The organism is Streptomyces sp. NPDC007856 (assembly GCF_042868225.1).
Taxonomy (GTDB): Bacteria; Actinomycetota; Actinomycetes; order Streptomycetales; family Streptomycetaceae; genus Streptomyces.
The window spans coordinates 277,971-299,908 of the sequence record NZ_JBIAEC010000009.1 but is presented as its reverse complement, the minus strand read 5'-3'; the positions used below and the strand labels follow the sequence as shown (position 1 = coordinate 299,908).

The 21,938-nt window shown below is 71.6% G+C and carries 22 protein-coding genes and 1 riboswitch; of the genes, 16 read left to right on the top strand and 6 right to left on the bottom strand.

What is annotated here, in order from left to right:
• Positions 1-7 precede the first annotated feature (7 nt).
• From ACFYOH_RS22990 to ACFYOH_RS22980, 3 genes are all read left to right on the top strand, one after another.
• Positions 8-1,324 carry an ABC transporter ATP-binding protein gene (locus tag ACFYOH_RS22990; protein ID WP_388628465.1) on the top strand — a complete coding sequence of 439 codons (1,317 nt, stop codon included), beginning with the start codon at positions 8-10 and terminating at the stop codon, positions 1,322-1,324.
• A gap of 100 nt (positions 1,325-1,424) precedes the next feature.
• Positions 1,425-2,816: a M1 family metallopeptidase gene (locus ACFYOH_RS22985; RefSeq protein ID WP_388628316.1), complete on the top strand. Its 1,392-nt coding sequence runs from the start codon at positions 1,425-1,427 to the stop codon at positions 2,814-2,816.
• Between the two features lie 46 nt (positions 2,817-2,862).
• Positions 2,863-3,522 carry a trimeric intracellular cation channel family protein gene (locus tag ACFYOH_RS22980; RefSeq protein ID WP_388628313.1) on the top strand — a complete coding sequence of 220 codons (660 nt, stop codon included), beginning with the start codon at positions 2,863-2,865 and terminating at the stop codon, positions 3,520-3,522.
• Here ACFYOH_RS22980 and ACFYOH_RS22975 read toward each other — a convergent pair.
• Positions 3,431-4,684, bottom strand: a complete 1,254-nt coding sequence (locus tag ACFYOH_RS22975; RefSeq protein ID WP_388628462.1) for an alpha/beta hydrolase — start codon at positions 4,682-4,684, stop codon at positions 3,431-3,433. The two genes, ACFYOH_RS22980 and ACFYOH_RS22975, sit on opposite strands and share 92 nt — an antisense overlap.
• A gap of 151 nt (positions 4,685-4,835) precedes the next feature.
• Between ACFYOH_RS22975 and ACFYOH_RS22970 the strand changes: the two genes are divergently transcribed.
• Entirely contained in the window at positions 4,836-5,699 is an 864-nt protein-coding gene (locus ACFYOH_RS22970) for a thioesterase family protein (RefSeq protein WP_388628310.1), read from the top strand.
• A gap of 105 nt (positions 5,700-5,804) precedes the next feature.
• On the opposite strand, the gene ACFYOH_RS22965 is transcribed toward ACFYOH_RS22970, so the two are convergent.
• Positions 5,805-6,404, bottom strand: a complete 600-nt coding sequence (locus ACFYOH_RS22965; RefSeq protein WP_388628307.1) for a TIGR03086 family metal-binding protein — start codon at positions 6,402-6,404, stop codon at positions 5,805-5,807.
• Between the two features lie 109 nt (positions 6,405-6,513).
• Here ACFYOH_RS22965 and ACFYOH_RS22960 point away from each other — a divergent pair, with 109 nt between their 5' ends.
• The gene (locus ACFYOH_RS22960; protein WP_388628304.1) at positions 6,514-7,482 is read left to right on the top strand and encodes a helix-turn-helix transcriptional regulator; all 969 of its coding nucleotides are present in this window, start codon (positions 6,514-6,516) and stop codon (positions 7,480-7,482) included.
• A 106-nt stretch (positions 7,483-7,588) separates the two neighbouring features.
• Complete coding sequence (locus ACFYOH_RS22955; RefSeq protein ID WP_388628301.1) at positions 7,589-7,969, top strand: hypothetical protein; 381 nt, start codon at positions 7,589-7,591, stop codon at positions 7,967-7,969.
• A gap of 133 nt (positions 7,970-8,102) precedes the next feature.
• Here the strand turns inward: ACFYOH_RS22955 and ACFYOH_RS22950 are convergent, their stop codons facing one another.
• A complete protein-coding gene (locus ACFYOH_RS22950) occupies positions 8,103-8,729 on the bottom strand; it encodes a TetR family transcriptional regulator (RefSeq protein ID WP_388628298.1) in 627 nt (208 codons plus the stop codon).
• 144 nt (positions 8,730-8,873) lie between these two features.
• On the opposite strand from ACFYOH_RS22950, the gene ACFYOH_RS22945 reads away from it, so the two are divergent.
• The 3 genes from ACFYOH_RS22945 to ACFYOH_RS22935 all read left to right on the top strand — a co-directional run bounded on the left by ACFYOH_RS22945 (position 8,874) and on the right by ACFYOH_RS22935 (position 11,278).
• Positions 8,874-9,041, top strand: coding sequence for a hypothetical protein (locus ACFYOH_RS22945; RefSeq protein ID WP_351619472.1), 168 nt, complete (start codon positions 8,874-8,876; stop codon positions 9,039-9,041).
• Between the two features lie 32 nt (positions 9,042-9,073).
• Positions 9,074-9,352, top strand: coding sequence for a DUF4190 domain-containing protein (locus tag ACFYOH_RS22940; protein WP_388628293.1), 279 nt, complete (start codon positions 9,074-9,076; stop codon positions 9,350-9,352).
• Positions 9,353-10,108: 756 nt separating this feature from the next.
• Positions 10,109-11,278 carry a cysteine desulfurase family protein gene (locus ACFYOH_RS22935; RefSeq protein ID WP_388628290.1) on the top strand — a complete coding sequence of 390 codons (1,170 nt, stop codon included), beginning with the start codon at positions 10,109-10,111 and terminating at the stop codon, positions 11,276-11,278.
• 41 nt (positions 11,279-11,319) lie between these two features.
• Positions 11,320-11,522: riboswitch (TPP riboswitch) on the bottom strand.
• Positions 11,523-11,569: 47 nt separating this feature from the next.
• On the opposite strand, the gene ACFYOH_RS22930 is transcribed toward ACFYOH_RS22935, so the two are convergent.
• Positions 11,570-12,199, bottom strand: coding sequence for an N-acetylmuramoyl-L-alanine amidase (locus ACFYOH_RS22930; protein WP_388628287.1), 630 nt, complete (start codon positions 12,197-12,199; stop codon positions 11,570-11,572).
• A 94-nt stretch (positions 12,200-12,293) separates the two neighbouring features.
• Here ACFYOH_RS22930 and mnmA point away from each other — a divergent pair, with 94 nt between their 5' ends.
• Positions 12,294-13,418 carry a tRNA 2-thiouridine(34) synthase MnmA gene (gene mnmA / locus ACFYOH_RS22925; protein ID WP_388628284.1) on the top strand — a complete coding sequence of 375 codons (1,125 nt, stop codon included), beginning with the start codon at positions 12,294-12,296 and terminating at the stop codon, positions 13,416-13,418.
• A 19-nt stretch (positions 13,419-13,437) separates the two neighbouring features.
• Here the strand turns inward: mnmA and ACFYOH_RS22920 are convergent, their stop codons facing one another.
• Together ACFYOH_RS22920 and ACFYOH_RS22915 are read right to left on the bottom strand one after the other, a co-directional pair.
• Positions 13,438-14,220, bottom strand: coding sequence for an alpha/beta fold hydrolase (locus ACFYOH_RS22920; RefSeq protein ID WP_388628281.1), 783 nt, complete (start codon positions 14,218-14,220; stop codon positions 13,438-13,440).
• Between the two features lie 37 nt (positions 14,221-14,257).
• Positions 14,258-14,581 (bottom strand): DUF427 domain-containing protein, encoded by a 324-nt coding sequence (locus tag ACFYOH_RS22915; RefSeq protein ID WP_388628277.1) that lies wholly within the window; start codon positions 14,579-14,581, stop codon positions 14,258-14,260.
• Between the two features lie 65 nt (positions 14,582-14,646).
• Here ACFYOH_RS22915 and ACFYOH_RS22910 point away from each other — a divergent pair, with 65 nt between their 5' ends.
• From ACFYOH_RS22910 to ACFYOH_RS22885, 6 genes are all read left to right on the top strand, one after another.
• Complete coding sequence (locus ACFYOH_RS22910) at positions 14,647-15,186, top strand: TIGR00730 family Rossman fold protein (protein WP_388628274.1); 540 nt, start codon at positions 14,647-14,649, stop codon at positions 15,184-15,186.
• 7 nt (positions 15,187-15,193) lie between these two features.
• Positions 15,194-15,892 carry an SDR family oxidoreductase gene (locus ACFYOH_RS22905; RefSeq protein ID WP_388628271.1) on the top strand — a complete coding sequence of 233 codons (699 nt, stop codon included), beginning with the start codon at positions 15,194-15,196 and terminating at the stop codon, positions 15,890-15,892.
• Entirely contained in the window at positions 15,889-16,098 is a 210-nt protein-coding gene (locus ACFYOH_RS22900) for a hypothetical protein (protein ID WP_388628268.1), read from the top strand. Before ACFYOH_RS22905 ends, ACFYOH_RS22900 begins: the two co-directional genes overlap by 4 nt.
• Complete coding sequence (locus tag ACFYOH_RS22895) at positions 16,091-17,098, top strand: methionine synthase (protein WP_388628265.1); 1,008 nt, start codon at positions 16,091-16,093, stop codon at positions 17,096-17,098. The genes ACFYOH_RS22900 and ACFYOH_RS22895 overlap by 8 nt, the downstream gene beginning before the upstream one ends.
• Positions 17,099-17,113: 15 nt before the next feature.
• Positions 17,114-19,306, top strand: a complete 2,193-nt coding sequence (ligA, locus tag ACFYOH_RS22890) for an NAD-dependent DNA ligase LigA (RefSeq protein WP_388628262.1) — start codon at positions 17,114-17,116, stop codon at positions 19,304-19,306.
• A 262-nt stretch (positions 19,307-19,568) separates the two neighbouring features.
• Positions 19,569-21,809 (top strand): putative bifunctional diguanylate cyclase/phosphodiesterase, encoded by a 2,241-nt coding sequence (locus ACFYOH_RS22885; protein WP_388628260.1) that lies wholly within the window; start codon positions 19,569-19,571, stop codon positions 21,807-21,809.
• Positions 21,810-21,938: the final 129 nt, after the last annotated feature.

The window sequence follows — 21,938 nt, the reverse complement described above, 5'->3', positions numbered from 1 at the left end:
CGAAAAAGTGAGCATCCCCGCGCAGAGTGACGGTGCCGCCGCCGAGGACACCGCCGTCTCCGACGGCGAGATCCTGCTGAAGGTAACCGGACTCCAGAAGCACTTCCCGATCCGCAAGGGCCTGCTGCAGCGGCAGGTCGGGGCGGTGCGCGCCGTCGACGGCATCGACTTCGAGGTGCGCAAGGGCGAGACCCTGGGCGTCGTGGGCGAGTCCGGCTGCGGCAAGTCGACCATGGGCCGGCTGATCACCCGGCTGCTCGAACCGACCGCGGGCACTGTGGAGTTCGAGGGCAAGGACATCACGCACCTCGGCGTGGGCGGTATGCGTCCCATGCGCCGCGATGTGCAGATGATCTTCCAGGACCCGTACTCGTCGCTGAATCCGCGCCACACCATCGGCACCATCGTCGGCGCTCCCTTCAAGCTCCAGGGCGTCGAGCCCGAGGGCGGCATCAAGAAGGAAGTGCAGCGGCTGCTGTCGGTGGTCGGCCTCAACCCCGAGCACTACAACCGCTATCCGCACGAGTTCTCCGGCGGCCAGCGCCAGCGCATCGGCATCGCCCGCGCGCTGGCCCTGAAGCCGAAGCTGGTGGTCGCCGACGAGCCGGTGTCCGCGCTGGACGTGTCGATCCAGGCGCAGGTCGTGAACCTGCTGGACGACCTCCAGGAGGAGCTGGGCCTGACGTACGTGATCATCGCGCACGACCTCTCGGTCGTCCGGCACGTCTCGGACCGGATCGCGGTGATGTACCTCGGCAAGGTCGTGGAGCTCGCCGACCGGGACTCGCTGTACAAGGCGCCGATGCACCCGTACACCAAGGCGCTGATGTCGGCCGTCCCGATCCCCGATCCGCAGCGGAAGTACACGAAGAGCGAGCGGATCCTGCTCAAGGGCGACGTTCCCTCGCCGATCGCGCCGCCGAGCGGCTGCCGCTTCCACACCCGGTGCTGGAAGGCGACGGAGATCTGCCGGACCACCGAGCCGGCGCTGCTGGAGCTGAGGCCCGGTCAGCGGGTCGCCTGCCACCACCCGGAGAACTTCGCGGACCAGGCCCCGCAGGACACCGTTCTGCTCTCCGCGGCCAAGGAGGCGGCCGAGCTGGTCTCCGACGAGGTCCTCGCGGAGTCGGCGGAGACGTCGGCGGCGGTGGCGGCGGAACTGGCCGAGGAGTCCGCGGAGGCGTCTGCCGAGGAGACCGCCGAGGAAGCAGCCGAGCCGGCCGCCGAGGAGACCTCCGAGACTCCCGAGGAGTCCACCGAGGCGACCTCTGAGGCGTCCGCCGAGGCCGCCGAGACCGAGTCCCAGGAGTCAACCGACAAGTAGCACATGACAACTGGGCAAAGTCATGTACATGCCTGAATGGGAGAGTGCACAGTCGTCCGTGTCCGACCACTGATCGGTACACGCTCGAAAGGGACGACTGATGGCACTCTCCCGTTCGGCACGTCTGGGGACTCTCGCGACCGCGGCGGTCTCCTTGCTGGTCATCGCCGCCGCGCCCGCCCCCACCCGGGGCGCCCCCGGCATCGAGGACCCCTACTTCCCCAATCTCGGCAACGGCGGCTTCGACGCCCTCCACTACGACCTCGACATCGCCTACGCCCCCGACACCGGCCGCCTGGACGGCCGTACGACCCTCACCGCGCGCGCCACCCAGAGCCTCTCCTCCTTCGACCTGGACCTCCAGCAGCTGAATGTCAGCGGCGTCGAAGTCGACGGCAGACACGCCCAGTTCACGCGCACCGGGGACGAACTCGTCATCACCCCGCGCCACAGCCTCGTCCGGGGCCGCACCTTCCGGGTCACCGTCACGTACGGCGGCATACCCGAGCCTCTCGGCGGCCCCATCGTGTTCGGCTCCAAGTACGGCTGGATGAAGACCGCAGACGGCGTCTTCGTGGCCTGCGAGCCCAACGCCGCCTCCACCTGGTTCCCGTCCAGCGACCACCCCGCCGACAAGGCCACCTACGACATCCGGATCAAGGCGCCCAAGGGCCTGACCGGCGTGTCCAACGGCCGGCTCGTGTCGACGTACGACAAGGGCGGCTCGACGTACACCCACTGGCGCGAGTCGAGGCCCATGGCGACCTACCTCGCGACCGCCACCATCGGGAAGTTCGACGTCCGCACCGGGCGCACCCCCGGCGGCATCCCGATCTACGTGGCGATCGATCCGGTGCTGAAGAACAGCAACAGCGTCGACGTGTACGCCGTCACCGCCGCCGCCACCGACTACTGGTCGCAGCTCTTCGGGCCTTACCCGTTCGAGGAGACCGGCGCGATCGTGGACGACATGCCCGAGGCCGGGTTCTCGCTGGAGGTGCAGAGCAAGCCCGCCTACTCGGCCGTGCGCAACGAGACGACCATCGTGCACGAGCTGGCCCACCAGTGGTTCGGCGACTCGGTGAGCGTGGCGCAGTGGAAGGACATCTGGCTCAACGAGGGCTTCGCCACCTACGCCCAGTGGCTGTGGGCGGAGCACCAGGGGACCAGGTCGGCCCATGACTCCTTCCGCGCCGCCTACGACGCCCGCCCCGCCGACTCGTCGTTCTGGCAGATCAAGGTCGCCGACCCGCAGCGCGACACGATGTTCGCCTCCGCCGTCTACCAGCGCGGCGCGATGACGCTGCAGATGCTCCGGGAGCGGATCGGCGACCGGGCCTTCTTCAAGCTGCTGCCCGCCTGGACCAGGCTCCACCGGTACGGCAACGCGGACACCGCCGACTTCATCCGCCTCGCCGAGCGCGTCAGCGGGCGGCAACTGGGCGACCTGTTCGACACCTGGTTGTTCACCACAGGGAAACCCGCCCTGTGACCTGGCTTTGTAAGGCGCGCACCGTTCACCGGGTGAGAATGTAGGGGTGCAGCTCCAGCCATTCTTCACTCCCTCCGTCCAGCACACGCTCGATGTCATCGGCATCTTCGTGTTCGCGATCTCCGGCGCGCTGCTGGCCGTCCGGAAGAACTTCGACGTCTTCGGCATCGCCGTCCTCGCCGAGGTGACCGCGCTGGGCGGAGGGCTGTTCCGTGACCTGGTCATCGGAGCCGTCCCCCCAGCCGCCTTCACCGACCTCGGGTACTTCCTCACCCCGCTGCTCGCCGCGCTCGTCGTCTTCTTCCTGCACCCGCACGTGGAACGCATCCAGTCGGCGGTGCTGGTCTTCGACGCGGCCGGCCTCGGCCTGTTCTGCGTCAGCGGTACGACGAAGGCGTACAGCTACGGCCTGGGCCTGACCGCGTCGGCGACGCTGGGCCTCGCCACCGCGGTCGGCGGCGGCGTACTGCGGGACGTGCTGGCCAACGAGGTGCCCTCACTGCTGCGCTGGGACCGCGATCTGTACGCGGTCCCAGCGATCGTCGGCGCCACGATGGTGGTGCTGTGCATCCGCTATGACGTCCTGACCCCCCTCACCAGTGGGCTCGCCGCGGTCACCGCCTTTGTGCTGCGCCTGCTCGCGATGCGGTTCCACTGGCGAGCGCCGCGTGCGTGGAACCGCCGGTCGACGGTGACCGAGGACTGAGCGGGCTGGCCGTGTGCGTGTGGCTGTGCCGCACGGTGCCGCCGTGCCCCATCTCCATGGTCAGCCACTCGAACACCGTCGGTACCTGCGGCCGCCACAGCGCCATCGAGTGCCCGCCCATGCTGCGCGGCAGGAAAACCACCCGCACGTACGTCGGCGGCTTCGCGATCTGCTCCAGCGCCACACCGGCCTGGTAGCCGTCGCCGTTCTCGCCGGAGATGTACAGCGCGATCCTCGGCGGCGTGCGGTAGCGCTTCAGGATGTAGTAGGGGTTGTTGGCCCGCCGCAGCTCGATGCTCCCGGCGGCCAGCGAGTTGCGCTCGCCGATCGGGTCGTTGTAGCCGGACAGGCTGATGGCGGCCCGGTAGCGGTCGGGGTGCGCGACCGCGAGCTTGGTCGCACAGTGGGCGCCGGCCGAGTAGCCGGCCGCGGCCCAGCCGTCCGGTGCGGACTCGGCGCGGAAGTTGTCCGTGATCATCTTCGGCACGTCGATGCTCAGCCACGTGTCCGCGTTCACGGTGCCGGGGATGTTGGCGCACCCCGTGTCGATCTTGGCGATCAGGTTGGTCCGCGGCGACACCAGGATGAACGGCGCGACCTGCCCGCTCTTCATCAGCGGCTCCAGCTGCTCGTGCACCTTCAGCGAGCCGAACCAGGCCTTCGCCGAACCCGGATAGCCCGAGAGCAGTTCGACGACCGGGAACTTCTTGTTCTTGTAGGCCGGCTCGTTGTACTGCGGCGGCAGCCAGACGTAGACCTCGGCGTTCACGCCCGACACACGGCCCTTGAGCTGGGTGACCTTGACGCCGCCGGCGGCGTGCATGGCGGGGCCGTCGGCGGGGGTGAACTTCTGCTGCACCTTGGGCAGCTTCTTGTACGCGATGCCGCCGGTGCCGTCGGCACCGAGGTTGGCGGCCTGCTGCACGTGGTTGCCCGTGCCGAGCAGGTCCGCCCAGTTGTCGTAGAGGTTGTTCTGGTTGTTGACCAGCACGAAGATCAGCGTGACGGCCGTGACCTGGGCGAACAGCAGCATCAGCAGCCGGAGCGCGGCACGCAGCGGCCTGGGTCCGCGCAACCGCGACCACAGCACGAGTGGCAGTATCAGTGCGACCACCGCCAGCACGATGGTCGTGTAGAGGAACGGAGTCCCGGTGAGGCTCATGTCCCCATAGAGGGGAAACCCGGGCTCGGGGTTGTGGACGTGTCCGGACACTTACCGAAGAATTGCCGGAACCTCACCCGGGAGAGGGATCCAGCCGGTCGGCGCCAGGAGAAAGCTACCGCTTAGTAGCTTCCTGTTGTACCGTTCATCCATGCCAGAAGCAGCTTCCGCACCCTCCCCGTCGCGGGCCGTGATCGGCGACAGCGAGTTCGACCGCGACACCGCGGTCACCCGGCGCGAACCCGGGGTCTACGACATCGGCCTCTCCGCCGGCTGGACCATCTTCGACGCCGTCAACGGCGGCTATCTGCTGGCCGTCCTCGGCCGGGCCCTCGCGGACGCCCTGCCGCACCCGGACCCGTTCACGATCTCCGCGCACTACCTGACCGCATCCCGCCCCGGCCCGGCGGTCGTCCGCACGGACACGGTCCGCACCGGCCGCACCCTGTCCACCGGCCAGGCCTCCCTCTCCCAGTACGACGACGAGGGCAACGAGGTCGAACGCATCCGCGTCCTCGCCTCCTACGGAGACCTCACCGCCCTCCCCGACGACGTCCGTACGACGGCGACGCCGCCCGCGATCCCGCCGCTGGAGGAGTGCTTCGGCCCTGAGGACGGTCCTGCTCCGGTCGAGGGCGGCTCGGCGATCGCCGACCGCCTGATGCTCAAGCTGGACCCGGCGACCCTCGGCTGGGCCCTCGGCGCGCCCTCGGGCAAGGGCGAGATGCGGGCCTGGTTCGGCCTGGCCGACGGCCGCGAGCCCGACCCGCTGTCTCTGCTGCTCGCGGTGGACGCCCTGCCGCCCACGGCCTTCGAGCTCGGCCTGAAGGGCTGGGTGCCCACGGTCGAACTCACCGTCCACGTCCGCCGCCGCCCGGCCCCCGGCCCGCTGCGGGTGTCCATCACCACACGCAACCTGGCCGGCGGCTTCCTGGAGGAGGACGCCGAGGTCTGGGACAGCGAGAACCACCTGGTCGCCCAGTCCCGCCAGCTGGCCAGGGTGAGGCTGGGCTGACCCGGTCCCCCCCGGTTCGGCAGGATCGGGGCTCGGCTGGGCTGCGAAGGTGGCCGCAAGCCCAGCGGGGCGTCCCCGCACTCGGGCTCGGCCGAGCGGCGTGCGTCAGGCTCGGCTCAGCGGGGTGCGGCCCAGCCAAGCCGCCAGCTCCCCGTAGACGCCGGCGCCCTCGGGGGCCGCGCAGCGGCTGTCGAAGGGCGTCTCGGCGTCCCGCGGCCGGGAGTCCGGCAGGACCGCACGGGCGGTGGCGAGGGCGAACCCGGCGAGCTCCGGGTCGAGTTCGAGCGGGTGACCGACCGCCTCCGAGAGGTCCCAGGTGTGGGTCACGATCTCCATGACATAGCCGGAGAGCGCCGCGTGCCCCGGCACCTCGCCCCACGGCACCCGCACCGGTGACGTCATCCGCTCGTCGCTCTCCCAGGCCTTCAGGACGCGGACGCGCACCTCGTCGTAGGCCGCCGCCCAGCCGTCGTCCGCGACCCCGTGGGCGGTCGGCTCCACCGCCATTCCGTCGCCGCCCTCGCCGACCACCGCGATCCGCCGGGTGCCGCCGACCATGTGGCCCAGCAGGGCCCGTACATCGAACTCGGAACACGGTGTCGGGCCGGTGAGGTGTTCGGGGCGCACGCTCTTGATGAGGGCCGCCGCCTGCTCGGTGGCACGGGTGTAGAGGGGGCGCGGGTCGGTGAAGCCGGTGGTGGTCATGGTGTGCCTCTCTGTTTCTCCGTGAGTCGGTAGGACGAGGATCGCGGGATAACCTGACATCTCCCGTCAACATTTGCGAGAAGCTCGCCGAGGACGGGATTCTGGGCGCGTGAAGTCCGACCGGCTGCTGTCGATCCTGCTGCTCCTGCAGACCCGGGGCCGCGTCCCCGCGCATGAACTCGCCGACCGGCTGGAGGTGTCGGTCCGCACCATCTACCGGGACATCGAGGCGCTGTCGGCCTCCGGTGTCCCGGTGTACGCCGAGCGCGGCCGGCACGGCGGCATCGAACTCCTCGCCGGCTTCCGCACCGACGTCACCGGACTGACCGCCGACGAGTCCCGCGCCCTGTTCATCCTGGCCGCCCAGGGCGCCCACGCCGCTCTCGGCCTGGACGCGGCCCTCGGCTCGGCCCTGCGCAAGGTGATGGCCGCGCTTCCGGCGCCGCACCGGCCCGCCGCCGAGGTGACCAGCCGCCGCATCCTGGTCGACGCCACCCGCTGGAAGAGCGGCCCCCCGCAGGCGGTCGACCTGGAGGTGCTGCAGGAGGCGGTCTTCGCCGACCGACGCCTGAGGCTGCGCTATCGGCACAGCGGGGAGCGGGAGCCGCGGACGTACACCGTGGACCCGTACGGCCTGGTCGCCAAGGCCGGGGTCTGGTACCTGGTAGCCGACCGGCGCGGAGCGCCCCGGCTGTTCCGGGCCGACCGGATCCGCTCGGCCCGGCCGCTGGACGAGCCGGTGCGGCGCCGCCCGGGCATCGAGCTCGCCGACGTCTGGGAGGTGTTGCGGCGCCAGGTGGAGGAGCGGCCCGGGGGCGGGACCGAGGTCACGGTCCGGGTGCGGCGGGCGCGCCTCGACATGTTCCAGCGCGTGATGGCCGCGCAGCTCATCGAACTCCCCGACGACGACGGCGAGAGCGAGTGGGTCACCGCCCGGCTGGTCTTTCCGGTGCTGCGCGCGGTCCGCCAACTCCTCGCGTTCTCCGACCAGGTCGAGCTGCTGGACCCGCCCGAGGCCCGCGCGGAACTGCTGGCGGCGGCCCGTTCTGTCACCGCCTTGTACCAAGGGGGCCCTTGAGCCGGGATTGACAGCCGGCGGACAGGATGAGCTCAAGTACCGCCAAACCGACGTTGGTTGAGTGCGGCTCGGCAGGACTTCCTCATCCTCACCGGAGCTGACTCTCATGAAGCGTGTCCGTCTCGTGCCCGCCGTCGCCCTGCTGGCCCTGTCCCCGCTGCTGCTGACCGCGTGCGGCTCCGGCGATTCGCCCTCCTCCTCCGGCAGCAACTCCGGTCAGCAGCAGGGCTGTCAGGCGCCGTCCGGCATGCCCACGGGCGGTGCCGGCGGCCGCCGGCCGAGCGGGATGCCGTCCGGTGCCCCGTCGGGCGTGCCGTCGGGCGCGCCGTCGGGAGCGTCCACCGTGAAGCCGAGCGGCACACCCAGCGGCGTGCCCTCGGGCATGCCGAGCGGCGCGCCCGGTGGCCGGGGCGGGCAGGGCGGTCCCGGCGGCGGCCAGAGCGGCGGCTGTGGTGGTCCGGGCGGGGGACAGGCCCGGCAGGGCTGAGCGCCCAGCGGGGCTGAGCGGCGGTGGGGGCGGTGGGGGGCGGTGCGCTGGGCGTGCCGCCCCTGCCTGTGCCCGGAGTTTTCCTTGCCCGGTGGGGTTTCTGTGCCCGGCGGGTTCCTGTGTCCCTGGTGGTTCAGTCCAGCCAGTGGCCGCGGCCGATGCTGATGAGCCGCAGCTGCCGGGTGGCGAGCTGGGTGACGCGCTCCCGCTCCTCCGCCGGGGCCTCCAGGGCCTCCAGGAACAGCGAGGCGGTGATCAGCATCTGGTCGACGTAGAGATGCGCGAGCATCAGCAGGTCGTCCTCGCTCCAGCCGGCGGCCTCGGGATCCTTGGCCAGCTCGGCCTTCACCTCCTCGGCGAACCGGGCCAGTTGGGCCTGAATGGCCTCGCGCACCGGCTGCACGCCGCCGTGCCGTTCCCGGGCGATGAACCGGACATGTGCGGGGTACTGGTCCACGTGGTGGGCGATCAACTCGATGGCCCGCGCGATGCGTTCCTCGCTGTCTCCCGCCGCGGACACCGTCGTGCGCACCATGGGATGCAGACTGCCCAGCGCCTCGTCGACCAGCGCGACACCGAGGTCGGCGGTCGAGCGGAAGTGCCGGTAGAACGCGGTCGGGGCGACGCCGACGGCCCGGGTGACCTCGCGCAGGCCCAGGCTGCTCAGGCTCTGCTCCTCCAGCAGCGCGAGCGCGGCGTCGAGGAACGCCTGCCGGGTCTTCTGCTTCTGCGCCTGCCGGATGCCGAGGGTGTGACTCATGTCATCCAGTTAACAACTGTTCTCTGGAATTGGGAAGTCGAGAAGCGCGCTAGAGTAGAAGTCAGTGAACAACTGTTACTACAACCGTTCACCGAAGCTTCACACCGGCCCGATACGAGGTATCCCGGAGGGGGATCTGATCCCATGTTGTTCCTCGTCGCCGCACTCATGCTGCTCGGCGTCGTGCTGGGCACCGTCGCCCACGCGCCGCTGACCGTCACCGCCGCGGTCGCCGCCGTCATCGCCGTCTGGCTCGGCATCTTCGCGATCCGCGAGCGCCTCGGCCGCCGACGCCGTACGCCGGCCAACTGACCGTCCGCCACGACTTCCAGGAGCTGAGCACCATGCAACTCACCGCACCGGTCACGAGCGGCAACGACACCCGCCCGGCCGCGCGCGACGCCGACGGCATGGCCGTGGCGTCCTTCATCCTCGGCCTTCTCGGCCTGCTCGTCCTCAACATCTTCCTCGGCCCGATCGCCATCGTCCTTGCCGCCGCCGCCCTCTGGCGCGGCACCACCCGCCGTGGCCGGGCCCTCCTGGGCCTGACCCTGGGCGTCGCCGACCTGGCCACCCTGGCGATCGCCATGCAGGTCTCCCACACCCTGTCGTGGAGCCTGTGACCCGCCGAACCCGCATCTGACCGGCCAGGGCCCCGAGGACGACGGGGCCACCGACGGCAACACGAGCACCCCGCACTGCGCCCCACCCCCCACCGCCGTTCCCTCGCGGGGCGTCCGACCTGCTCCCACCACCGTCGTGGGGCATCTGGTCCGCCGGGCCCACCGCCGTGGGGCATCTGGGCTGCTGCCTGCTACTGCGGTGGGGCATCTGGGTCGCCGCCCGCCACCGCCGTTCCCGCCGCGGGGCATCCGACCTGGTCCCAACCACCGCCGTGGGGCACCCCGTCCGCCGCTCGCCACCACCGTTCTCACGGTGTGGCACTTGTCTCGCGCCCGCCACCGGCGTAGGGCAGCCGTCCCGCCGCCCGCCACCGCCGTTCTCGCCGCGGGGCGCTTGGCCGGCCACCTCGCCACCGCCGTGGGCAGTCGTTCCGCTGGGACGGAACGGGTGGGCACGGCTGACAGCGCAGGGTGTCTCGCCACCGAGCTCAGGTGCAGCGCGGGTAGAGCGCACGGCAGGCCCGACGCACAGTGCCTCGTCATCGAGCTCAGCTGCTGCTCGGGTAGGGCGCACGGCAGGCCCGACGCTGGGTGCCTCGCCATCGCGCTCAGGTGCTGCGCGGCAGGGCGCACGGCAAGCCCGGCACAGGGCACCCCCGCCGGGCCCAGCCGCAGCCCCCGCAAGCCGCCCCCCCCCGCCAAGGCGCGACCTCGCGGCCGAGGCGCGCTGCAAGGGGGCCGTAGAATCAGGGCACCATGGCTTACCTCGACCACGCCGCGACCACCCCGATGCTCCCGGAGGCGGCAGAGGCCCTGACCGCCCAGTTGAGCATCACGGGCAACGCCTCCTCCCTCCACGCATCCGGCCGGCAGGCACGCCGCACGGTCGAGGAATCCCGCGAAACCCTCGCCGAAGCGCTCGGCGCCCGCCCCAGCGAGGTCGTCTTCACCTCCGGCGGCACCGAAGCCGACAACCTCGCCGTCAAGGGCCTGTACTGGTCCCGGCGCGCCGCCGACCCGGCCCGCACCCGGATCCTCGCCAGCCCCGTCGAGCACCACGCCGTCCTGGACGCCGTCCACTGGCTCGGCGAGCGCGAGGGCGCGACGGTCGAGTACCTCCCCGTCGACTCCTACGGCCGCGTCCACCCCGACGCCCTGCGCGAGGCCATCGCCCGCAACCCCGACGACGTCGCCCTGGTCACCGTGATGTGGGCCAACAACGAGATCGGCACGATCCTGCCGGTGCGCGAACTCGCCGAGGTGGCCGCCGAGTTCGGGATCCCGATGCACGCCGACGCGGTCCAGGCCTTCGGTCAGGTCCCGGTCGACTTCGCCGCCTCCGGCCTCGCCGCGATGACCGTCTCCGGCCACAAGATCGGCGGCCCGTACGGCATCGGCGCGCTGCTGCTGGGCCGCGACCAGACCCCCGTACCCGTCCTGCACGGCGGCGGCCAGGAGCGGCACGTCCGCTCCGGCACCCTCGACGTCCCGGCCATCGCCTCCTTCGCCGTAGCCGGCCGGCTCGCCGGCGAGCGGCGGGAGTGGTTCGCCCGGGAGGTCGGCGCCCTGCGCGACCAGCTGATCGCGGCCGTCCGCAGTGCCGTCCCGGACGCGATCCTCGGCGGCGACCCGGCGCCCGAGGGTCGGCTGCCGGCCAACGCGCACTTCACCTTCCCCGGCTGCGAGGGCGACTCCCTGTTGCTCCTGCTGGACGCCCAGGGCATCGAGTGCTCGACCGGCTCCGCCTGCACCGCGGGCGTCGCCCAGCCCAGCCACGTCCTGCTCGCCACCGGCACCGACCCGGACCTGGCCCGCGGCACCCTGCGCTTCTCCCTCGGTCACACCTCCACGGAGGCGGACGTCGAGGCGGTCGCCAAGGCGATCGGCCCGGCGGTGGAGCGTGCCCGGGCGGCGGGACTCAGCTGAGGGCGCGAACGGGCGCCGGGGCGCGTACCGGGACATGAAAGCGACCTACGAGGCGGGTTCCCTTCGCCGGCATTGTCCGGATCAGGTTCTGGGGGTCGCCATCCGGTCCAGTCCTTGCGACCTTCTGGCCTCTCAGCCCGAGCGTCGACGTCGGCACCAGCGGAGACGATGTACCTCTCCTTGAAGAGAACAGGTATCTCTCGCTGACGTCGGCTACTCCGCTTGGGCTCCCTCACTCGTCTCGTAGGTCTTGCAACCAGCATAGAACGGCACTTACCGGACAAAAAGGGCCTAGTTCTTGATTTTTTTCAGATATCGGTCCCAGTCCCAGTGCGGCCCCGGATCGGTGTGGTCCGTCCCCGGCACCTCCACGTGCCCGATGATGTGCTCACGGTCCACGGGTATGCCGTACCGCCCGCATATCGCCGCCGTCAGCCGCGCCGAGGACGCGTACATGGCGTCTGTGAAGGAGGACGCGTCCGCGACGAAGCCCTCGTGCTCGATGCCGACACTGCGCTCGTTGTACTCCCGGTTGCCTGCGTGGAAGGCCACGTCCAGTTCCCGTATCAGCTGGGTGATCCGGCCGTCCTTGCGCACGATGTAGTGCGCCGCCGCGCCGTGCGCCGGGTCCTGGAATGCCTTCACCGCGCTCGCGTAGCCGCCCTGCGTGACATGGATGACGACCCGGTCGACCGCGTAGTCGTCCGGCCGGTCCGCCCGCCGGTAGTTGGCCGGGGAGGCCGGCACCCAGCGCGCGCCCCGGAAGTCCACGGCCCCCGCCACCCGGGGCTTCTCCACCCCGGGCAGCCGCCACCACAGGTGCGTCAGCTCCTCGCGGGCCAGCGCGGCCGTGCCCACGGCGGCCGCCGCGCCGCCGACCAGCAGGGCCCGCCGCCCCAGCCGCCGATCCGTGTCACTCATCCCGCCCCCCCGCACACGCCCCGTTCCGCCCCTTGTGATCGTCAACGGATATCCGGCGGTCCCGGTTCCCACGGCCCCGTACCCTGGAGGAGCTATGACTGAGACCCCGCAGCGCCCCCTCCGCGTCCTCGCCGCCATGTCCGGTGGAGTCGACTCCGCCGTCGCCGCCGCACGCGCCGCGGAAGCCGGCCACGACGTCACCGGCGTCCACCTCGCGCTCTCCGCGAACCCGCAGTCGTTCAGGACCGGCGCGCGGGGCTGTTGCACCATCGAGGACTCGCGTGACGCCCGCCGCGCGGCCGACGTCATCGGCATCCCCTTCTACGTCTGGGACCTCGCCGACCGCTTCCGCGAGGACGTGGTCGAGGACTTCGTCGCCGAGTACGAGGCCGGCCGCACCCCCAACCCGTGCCTGCGCTGCAACGAGAAGATCAAGTTCGCCGCGCTGCTCGACAAGGCGCTCGCCCTCGGCTTCGACGCGGTCTGCACAGGTCACTACGCCAAGGTGATCGTGCGTGCGGACGGCTCCCGCGAGCTGCACCGCGCCTCCGACATGGCGAAGGACCAGTCGTACGTCCTCGGTGTGCTGGACGAGGAGCAGCTCGCCCACGCGATGTTCCCGCTCGGCGACACGGTCACCACCAAGGAGGAGATCCGCGCCGAGGCCGAGCGCCGCGGTCTCGCGGTCGCCAAGAAGCCCGACTCGCACGACATCTGCTTCATCGCCGACGGCGACACCCAGGGCTTCCTGGCGAAGCGGCTGGGCCGGGCGGAGGGCGACATCGTCGACGAGTCCGGCACCAAGGTGGGCACGCACGAGGGCGCCTACGGCTTCACCATCGGCCAGCGCAAGGGCCTGCGCATCGGCACCCCCGCCCCCGACGGCAAGCCCCGCTACGTCCTCGACATCTCCCCGGTCACCAACACGGTCACCGTCGGCCCCGCCGCCGCCCTGGACGTCACCGCCCTCACCGCCATCAAGCCCCGCTGGTGCGGCACCGCCCCCACCGGCCCCGGCACCTACACCGCCCAGCTGCGCGCCCACGGCGGCGAGACCGAGGTCATCGCGGAGCCGGTCGACGGCGAACTGCGCGTGCGCTTCACCGAACCGGTCCGCGGCGTCGCCCCCGGCCAGGCGATCGTGCTGTACGACGGCACGCGCGTGGTCGGCTCGGCGACGATCGCGTCGACCACGCGCGCGACGGCCGCGGCGGTGTAGCCGGCAGCGAGCCCGCCGCCTAGCCCGCGAAGAACTCCGCCAGCACCGGCCCCAGGACGTCCGGCTCCACCATGTGGGTCTGGCCCGCCAGCTCGCGGTACGCGGCATCGGGCACCGTCCTGGAGATCTCCCGGGACGCCTCGCGCATCCACTCCGGGCTCGCGCCGCCCGCGACCGCCAGCACGGGCACGGAGATCCCGGCGAGCCGGTCCCGGGGGAGCAGCCCGTCGCCCATGACCGAGTCGTCGTACGCGAGACTCGGAGCGACGGCCTCCATCCCGGCCCACATCGGCGACTGGCGGGCGCGCTGGATCATCCCCTCGGCCAGACCCGTCAGCCGCAGGAACAGCTCCACCGCGTCCCCGCGCCGCTCCTCCGAGAGCGCCTTGTTCAGCTGCTCCTTGTAGGTGGCCTCCCGCTCGGCACCTCCCTGGAGGAAGTCCGCGTACGGCACCTCGTACACGGCCGCCCGGCCGACCGGCAGCCCGCTCGCCACCGCCTCCAGCACCAGCGCGCCGCCCGAGGAGACCCCGAACAGCGCCGCCTGGCCTCCCACGGCGTCGATCAGCGCGGCCAGGTCCTCGACCTCGCGTTCGACCGCGTAGGGCTTCGTGTCCCCGCTCTCGCCGCGGCCCCGGCGGTCGTAGACGACGACCGTGCAGCGGCCCGCGAGCCGCTGCCCCAGGGGCGCCACGGTGCCACCGGTGGACATCGCGCCGCTCACCAGGATCACCGTCGGCCCCTGACCGGTCACTTGGTACGCGAGGGCCGTTCCGTCCCGAGAAGTCGTCTTCTTGTCCATGTCGGTGCAGACTGCCGTACCGGCACGGACTCATCGCTCACGACACGTCGACGTCGTAGAAGCAGAAGTGATCCTTGATCTCCGCCACCCCCGGCTTCGGCTCCGGGTACGCCCACACCAGGTCCGGCGCGTCCGGCAGCGACCAGTAGGACGCCGTGCCCTTGAAGGGGCACACGGTGTGTGTGGTGGAGGGGGTCAGCAGATCGAGCCGTACATCCTCGGCGGGGATGTAGTACCGCACCGGACAGCCGGTCTCGCGCAGCACCAGCGGCCGGTCGGTCTCCGCGAGCACCTGGTCGCCGTGCACCACGCGCACGTGCTGCTCGCTCTTGTCGATGGTGATCGTGTGTCCTTCGGTCATACAGGGACAGCACCGGCGGGCCCGCGCTTCTTCCCGCGTACGGGGCGGGCCGTACGGTAGGGGCCATGAACATCTGCGTCTTCCTGTCCGCCGCCGACCTCGACGAGCGTTACACGCGCCCCGCGCGCGAGTTCGCCGAACTCATCGGCAAGGCCGGTCACACCCTGGTGTGGGGCGGTTCCAACGTCGGTCTGATGAAGGTCGTCGCGGACGGGGTGCACGAGGCGGGCGGCAGGCTGCTGGGCGTGTCCGTGGAGTTCCTCGCCAACAAGGCGCGGCCCGGCGCGGACGAGATGGTCATCGCCGCCGACCTCGCCGAGCGCAAGAAGCTCCTGTTGGAGAAGGCCGACGCCGTGGTGATCATGGTGGGCGGCACCGGCACTCTGGACGAGGCCACCGAGATCCTGGAGCTGAAGAAGCACGGCCGCACCGAGAAGCCGGTCGTCCTGCTGAACACCGCGGGCTTCTACGACGGCCTCAAGCAGCAGTTCCGCCGCATGGAGGAGGAGGGCTTCCTGCCCCGCCCGCTGTCCGATCTGGTGTTCTTCGCCGAGGAGCCGGTCGGCGCGCTGGCGTACCTGGAGGAGTCGCTCGGCATCCGCTGATGCGAGCATGGCGGGCATGGCTACTCATGTGATCACCGGGGCCGGGTCCGGCATCGGGGCGGCCGTCGCCCGCCGTCTGCACGCGCGCGGGGACGACGTCGTCCTGCACGCGCGTGACGCGGGCCGCGCGAAGGAACTGGCGGCCGAGTTCCCCGGCGCCCGCACCCTGGTGGGCGACCTCGCGGACCCGGACCGGCTCTCCTGGGCGTTCTCCCACCAGACCCTCCCGGACCGCGTGGACTCCCTGCTGCACATCGCCGGTGTCGTCGACCTGGGCGAGGTCGGCGATCTGACTCCCAAGTCCTGGCACCACCAGCTCAACGTCAACCTGATCGCCCCCGCCGAGCTGACCCGGCACTTCCTGCCCCAGCTGCGTGCGGCCCGCGGCCATGTGATCTTCGTGAACTCCGGCGCCGGCCTGAGCGCCCACGCCGGCTGGTCCGCCTACGCCGCCTCCAAGCACGGCCTGAAGGCCCTCGCCGACGCGCTGCGCCACGAGGAGCACGCCAACGGCATCCGGGTCACCTCGGTCTACCCCGGCCGCACGGCCAGCCCCATGCAGGCCAAGGTCCACCAACAGGAGGGCAAGGACTACGACGCGTCCAAGTGGATCGACCCCGAGTCGGTCGCCACGACGATCCTCATGGCCCTGGATTTGCCCGCAGACGCGGAGGTCAACGACCTGACGGTACGACCGGGGCGGTGAGCGGGGCGGACGGCGCCGAGGTCTTCGCGGCGGAGGAGCTGACGGAACTGCGCGCGCCGACCACCACGGGCGAGTTCACGGGCGACATCTGTCGAGACGCCGACCCGCCCGCTCCCGGCCGGCCGAGTCGGGTGGTGGGCGGCCATGGGCCCGGGCCAGGGGGCGGAGCCCCCTGGGTGTTCGGCATACCCTGCCGGGGTGATTGAGAACAGCCAGTTCAGGTTCCCGGGGGCCACCGGCATCGGGTCCATGCCCGGCGGGGACGCCAGGGAGGCGGTCAAGACCGTCACCGGCAGCTTCGAGGACTTTCCGTATCTGCCCGAGCTGCCCGCGCGCGGACCCGGCGCGGACATGATCGGCCGTACCGCCGGGATGCTCGTCGAGTTGTACGCACGCGTGGAGCCCAGCGGCTGGCGGATCGGGGACCGGCCGGGCCGGGACACCCAGCGGGCGCGGTCGTGGCTGAGGGAGGACCTGGACGCCCTGGAGGAGTTCACCCAGGACTACGAGGGGGATCTGAAGGTGCAGGCGGTCGGGCCGTGGACCCTCGCCGCCGCGCTGGAGCTCAAGAACGGCGAGGCCGCCCTCTCCGACCTCGGCGCCTGCCGTGACCTCGCCTCCTCCCTGGCCGAGGGGCTGCGCCTGCACCTCGCCGAGGTCCGCCGCCGGATCCCGGGCGCCCGGCTCGTGCTCCAGCTCGACGAGCCCTCCCTCACCGCCGTCCTGCGCGGACAGGTCCGTACCGCCAGCGGCTACCGCACGCACCGGGCCGTGGACCGGCAGATCGTGGAGGCCACCCTGCGCGACGTGATCGGCGCCCATGGCGGCGGCCCCGTGATCGTCCACTCCTGCGCCCCCGACGTGCCACTCGCCCTGCTGCGGCGGGCCGGCGCGGCCGGCGTCTCCCTCGACTTCTCGCTGCTCACCGAACGTGACGACGACGCGGTCGGCGAGGCCGTCGAGGGCGGTACCCGGCTGTTCGCCGGTGTCGTGCCGGGCACGGACGGCCCATTGTCAGACCCTGCCGGTAGCGTCATGGGTGTCAGGACGCTGTGGCGCAGGCTGGGGCTGCGTCCGGGGCTGCTCGCGGAGGCGGTCACCATCACCCCGGCGTGCGGTCTGGCGGGCGCTTCCCCCGGTTACGCACGTCAGGCGCTCGCCCACTGCGTCCGGGCGGCGAGATCCCTCGCGGACAACCCAGAGTAACGGGAGGACAACACGGTGGCCGGCGACAAGCAGCAGGCGGAGACGGCAGTGCCCGCCGAGGCACGTGACAAGCACGCGCAGCTCGCTGAACAGATCGAGGAGCACCGCTTCCGGTACTACGTGAAGGACGCTCCCGTCATCAGCGACGCCGAGTTCGACAAGCTCCTGAAGACCCTGGAGGCCCTGGAGGAGCAGTATCCCGAGCTGCGCACCCCCGACTCGCCGACCCAGAAGGTCGCGGGGTCGTACGAGACGGAGTTCACCGCGGTCGAGCACCGCCAGCGCATGCTGTCGCTCGACAACACCTTCAACGACGACGAGCTGGCCGCCTGGGCCGAGCGCATCGCGCGCGAACTCGGCGACCAGGACTACCACTTCCTGTGCGAGCTGAAGGTGGACGGCCTGGCGGTCAACCTCACGTACGAGAACGGCCGGCTCACCCGCGCGGCGACCCGCGGCGACGGCCGCACCGGCGAGGACATCACGCCCAACGTCCGTACGATCGCCGAGATCCCGGACCGCCTGGGGGGCGACCAGGTGCCCGACCTCGTGGAGATCCGCGGCGAGGTCTACTTCCCGATGGAGAAGTTCCTCGAACTGAACGAACGCCTGGTCGCCGCCGGCGACAAGCCGTTCGCCAACCCCCGCAACGCCGCCGCCGGTTCGCTGCGCCAGAAGGACCCACGGGTCACCGCCACCCGCCCGCTGCACATGGTCGTCCACGGCATCGGTGCCCTGGAGGGCTTCAAGGGCCTGACCCGCCTCTCCCAGGCCTACGACCTGCTGAAGACCTGGGGCCTGCCCACCTCCCCGCACAACCGCGTGGTCGACGACCTCGACGGCGTACGCGAGTTCATCGCCCACTACGGCGAGAACCGCCACTCCGTGGAGCACGAGATCGACGGTGTCGTCGTCAAGCTGGACGAGATCCGCCTCCAGGGCCGCCTGGGCTCCACCGCGCGTGCGCCGCGCTGGGCGATCGCCTACAAGTACGCGCCGGAAGAGGTCAACACCAAGCTCGTCGACATCAAGGTGGGCGTCGGCCGCACGGGCCGGGTCACGCCGTACGCCCAGGTCGAGCCGGTCACGGTCGCGGGCAGCGAGGTGGAGTTCGCCACCCTGCACAACCAGGAGGTCGTCAAGGCCAAGGGCGTCCTCATCGGCGACACGGTCGTCCTGCGCAAGGCCGGTGACGTCATCCCGGAGATCCTCGGCCCGGTGGTCGACCTGCGCGACGGCAGCGAGCGCGAGTTCGTGATGCCGGGCGAGTGCCCCGAGTGCGGCACCCCGCTCAGGCCCATGAAGGAGGGCGACATCGACCTCCGCTGCCCCAACGCCCGTACCTGCCCGGCACAGTTGCGCGAGCGCGTCTCCTATCTCGCCGGCCGCGAGTGCCTGGACATCGAGCACTTCGGCGGGGTGGCCGCCGCCGCGCTCACCCGCCCGCTGGAGCCGGCCGACCCGCCGCTGGTGGACGAGGGCGACCTGTTCGACCTGACGGTGGAGAAGCTGCTGCCCATCAAGGCCTATGTCCTCGACCCCGACAGCGGTCTGCCCAAGCGGGACCCCAAGACGGGCGAGGAGAAGGTCGTCACGGTCTTCGCCAACCAGAAGGGCGAGCCGAAGAAGAACACCCTCGCACTGCTGGAGAACATCGAGGCGGCCAAGTCCCGCCCGCTGGCGCGCTTCCTGAACGGCCTGTCCATCCGGCACGTCGGACCGGTCGCCGCGCAGGCCCTCGCCCGCGAGTTCCGCTCCATCGACCGCATCGAACAGGCCACCGAGGAAGAGCTCGCGACCACCGACGGCGTCGGCCCGATCATCGCCGCGGCGCTCAAGGAGTGGTTCGCCGAGGAGTGGCACCGCGAGATCGTCCGCAAGTGGAAGGCCGCCGGAGTCCCGCTGGAGGACGCCTCGACCGGCGAGGACGAGGGCCCACGCCCGCTGGAGGGGCTCACGGTCGTCGTCACCGGCACGCTGGAGAACTTCACCCGCGACGGCGCGAAGGAGGCACTGCAGAGCCGGGGCGCGAAGGTGACCGGATCGGTGTCGAAGAAGACCTCGTTCGTCGTTGTGGGTGACAACCCGGGATCGAAGTACGACAAAGCCATGCAATTGAAGGTTCCGGTCCTGAACGAGGACGGTTTCGGCGTCCTCTTGGAGCAGGGCCCCGAAGCCGCGGCCGAAGTCGCGCTTCCGACCGAGTAGTAGCGGTTGAAGTTCACCCGTTCGGCGCATATCAGTTGCATACGGGTGGCCCGGGCGCATTCGGGCAACCGTCGACGACCGGTGCCCGTGGAAGCCTTCCGCGGCCTACTGTTGAGATGTGCACCTGCCGTGCCCAGCTGCGGTTGGGGCATCCCCGTGCGCTCCCGGCGTGCGAGGAAGGTTTCTTCAACGCGGAGCTGCTGATGGCTGTCGGACATCGGGCCGCGTGGCGTGGGCACCGCCGGCTGTGAGAGGGACGGGAATGGAACCGACCGAGAGCGTCGCCCCGGACTCACGGCTGCGCCCGCGCCGGCGCGCGTGCACCTGGCGGGCCACCCGATGGACGGGCCGGGCACACGGGCGTACGGGAGGTCGGGCCCGCGCGGCCGGACCGGGCACCGCCACCGACGCCCACCCGCCCATACCCGTGGCCATCGCGCCCGCCCCCGGCCCGACCGGCGCCGACCCCGAACGGCACCTGTCCTGGCCCACCCTGCCCGCGAGCGTCGTGGCCGCCGCCGCGTTCGTCCTCGGCGCCGGCTTCTACCGCGCCTTCAGCGGCCACCACGCCCTCTTCCCGAGCGGCACCGTCGGCTGGGCGCTGGCCCTGCTCACCGGTGTCATCGTCGGCCACCTCGTGATGCTGGGCCGCGCCCGCTGGTGGCGCGGGACAGGCTCCGGCGCCGCGCTCACCCTCGCCGTGCTGCTGCTCTACGGCTGGGTGCCGGCCGGCATGGTCAGCCTCACCGTCGTCGTCCTGGTCGGCATCGCCCGGCGCCACCACTGGCGGCAGGGCGTGCTGCACGGCGCGGTGGACATCCTCGGCATCGGCACCGGCGCGCTGCTGCTCGGCCTGTTCGGCCGCGTCCCGAGCGTCGAGACGCCCTGGCGGCCCGACAGCTGGACCTTCGCCACCGCGCCAGAGGTGGTCCTCGCCGCCGTCGCCTACCTCGCCGTCAGCCGCGGCCTGCAGTGGTACCTGTACGCCCCGCGCGGCGGCGGACTGCCCACCGTGGCCCGCACCGCCCTGGTGAGACAGGGCCTGGTCGCCGTAGCGCTGCTCGGCATCGCACCGCTGCTGTGCGTCGTCGCCGTCGCCCAGCCGGTCCTGCTCCCGCTGTTCGCCATCCCGCTCATCGCCCTGGACTCCACCCTGTGGATGGCCCGCGCGCGTGCCGAGGAGCAGTTGCGCGACCCGCTGACCGGGCTGCCCAACCGGCAGTGGCTGCTGGAGCGGATCTGGACGGCCCTCGACGACGCCGAACGCATCGGCGCCCGCTCCGCCCTCATGCTGATCGACCTCGACCGTTTCCGGTCGGTGAACGACACCCTCGGTCATCTCGCCGGTGACCGGCTGCTGCTCCAGATTGCCGACCGGCTGCGGCTCGCCCTGCCGCGCGGAGCGGAGGCCGCGCGGCTCGGCGGCGACGAGTTCGCCGTGTTACTGCCCGTGGCCGACTCCACGACCTCGGCCACCCGGGTCGCCCGCGGCCTGGTCGCCGCGCTCAGCTCCCCGCTGGACCTCGACGGGCTCACCCTCGTCCTGGAGGCCAGCGCCGGCGTCGCCGTCTTCCCCGACCACGCGCTGGACGCCGAAGGGCTGCTGCGGCGCGCCGATGTGGCGATGTACCAGGCGAAGAGGGACCGTACGGGCGTCGAGGTGTACGAGTCCAAGCGGGACTCCAACACCCCCGACCGGCTCGGTCTGCTGGGCGATCTGCGCCGGGCGCTGGACGCGCACGAGGTGCAGCTGCACTACCAGCCCAAGGTCCGCTTCGACGGCCAGGTCGCCGGCCTGGAGGCGCTGGTGCGCTGGGTGCACCCCGAGCGCGGGAAGGTGCCGCCGGACGAGTTCATAGCGATCGCCGAGTCCTCCGGGCTGATGCCCCATCTGACCGAGTACGTCCTGGAGACCGCGCTCGGGCAGGTCGCCAAGTGGCGCGCGCAGGGGCTGCGGGTCCCGGTCGCCGTCAACGTCTCTCCGCGCGATGTCCACACGCCCGGGTTCGCGGGGTCGGTCGCCGCGCGGCTGGCCCGGCACGGGGTCCCGCCGGGGGCCTTGCAGCTGGAGATCACTGAGCATGTGCTGCTGGAGGATCCGCAGCGGGCCGCGGACACCCTGGCGGGACTGACCGGGCACGGCGTGAAGATGTCGCTGGACGACTTCGGCACCGGGTATTCGTCCCTGGTGCATCTGCGGCGGCTGCCGGTGAGCGAGCTGAAGATCGACCGGTCGTTCGTGGCGCGGCTGGCCGTGGACACCGAGGACGCGGAGATCGTGCGGTGCACGGTGGATCTGGCGCATTCGCTGGGGTTGCTCGTCGTCGCCGAAGGGGTGGAGGACGACGAGACGTGGGAGCGGCTGCGGGATCTCGGGTGTGACGCCGTGCAGGGGTGGCTCGTTGCCGCCGCCATGCCGCCCGAGGAGACGACGGCGTGGTTGCGGGCGCGGGGGTCCCGTGGGTGGCAACGGCCCCGCGCCGCGTTGCCTGCCGCCGAGTAGCCGCGTTGCCTGCCGCCGAGTAAGGGATTGGCCGGCCGCCGTCGACGGGTGCCAGTTCGTCGTGGCGGGTCGCGCCCATGCGGGGGAGCCGCACGTCGACACAGCCCCCGGCGCCTGCCTTCGCCTCCC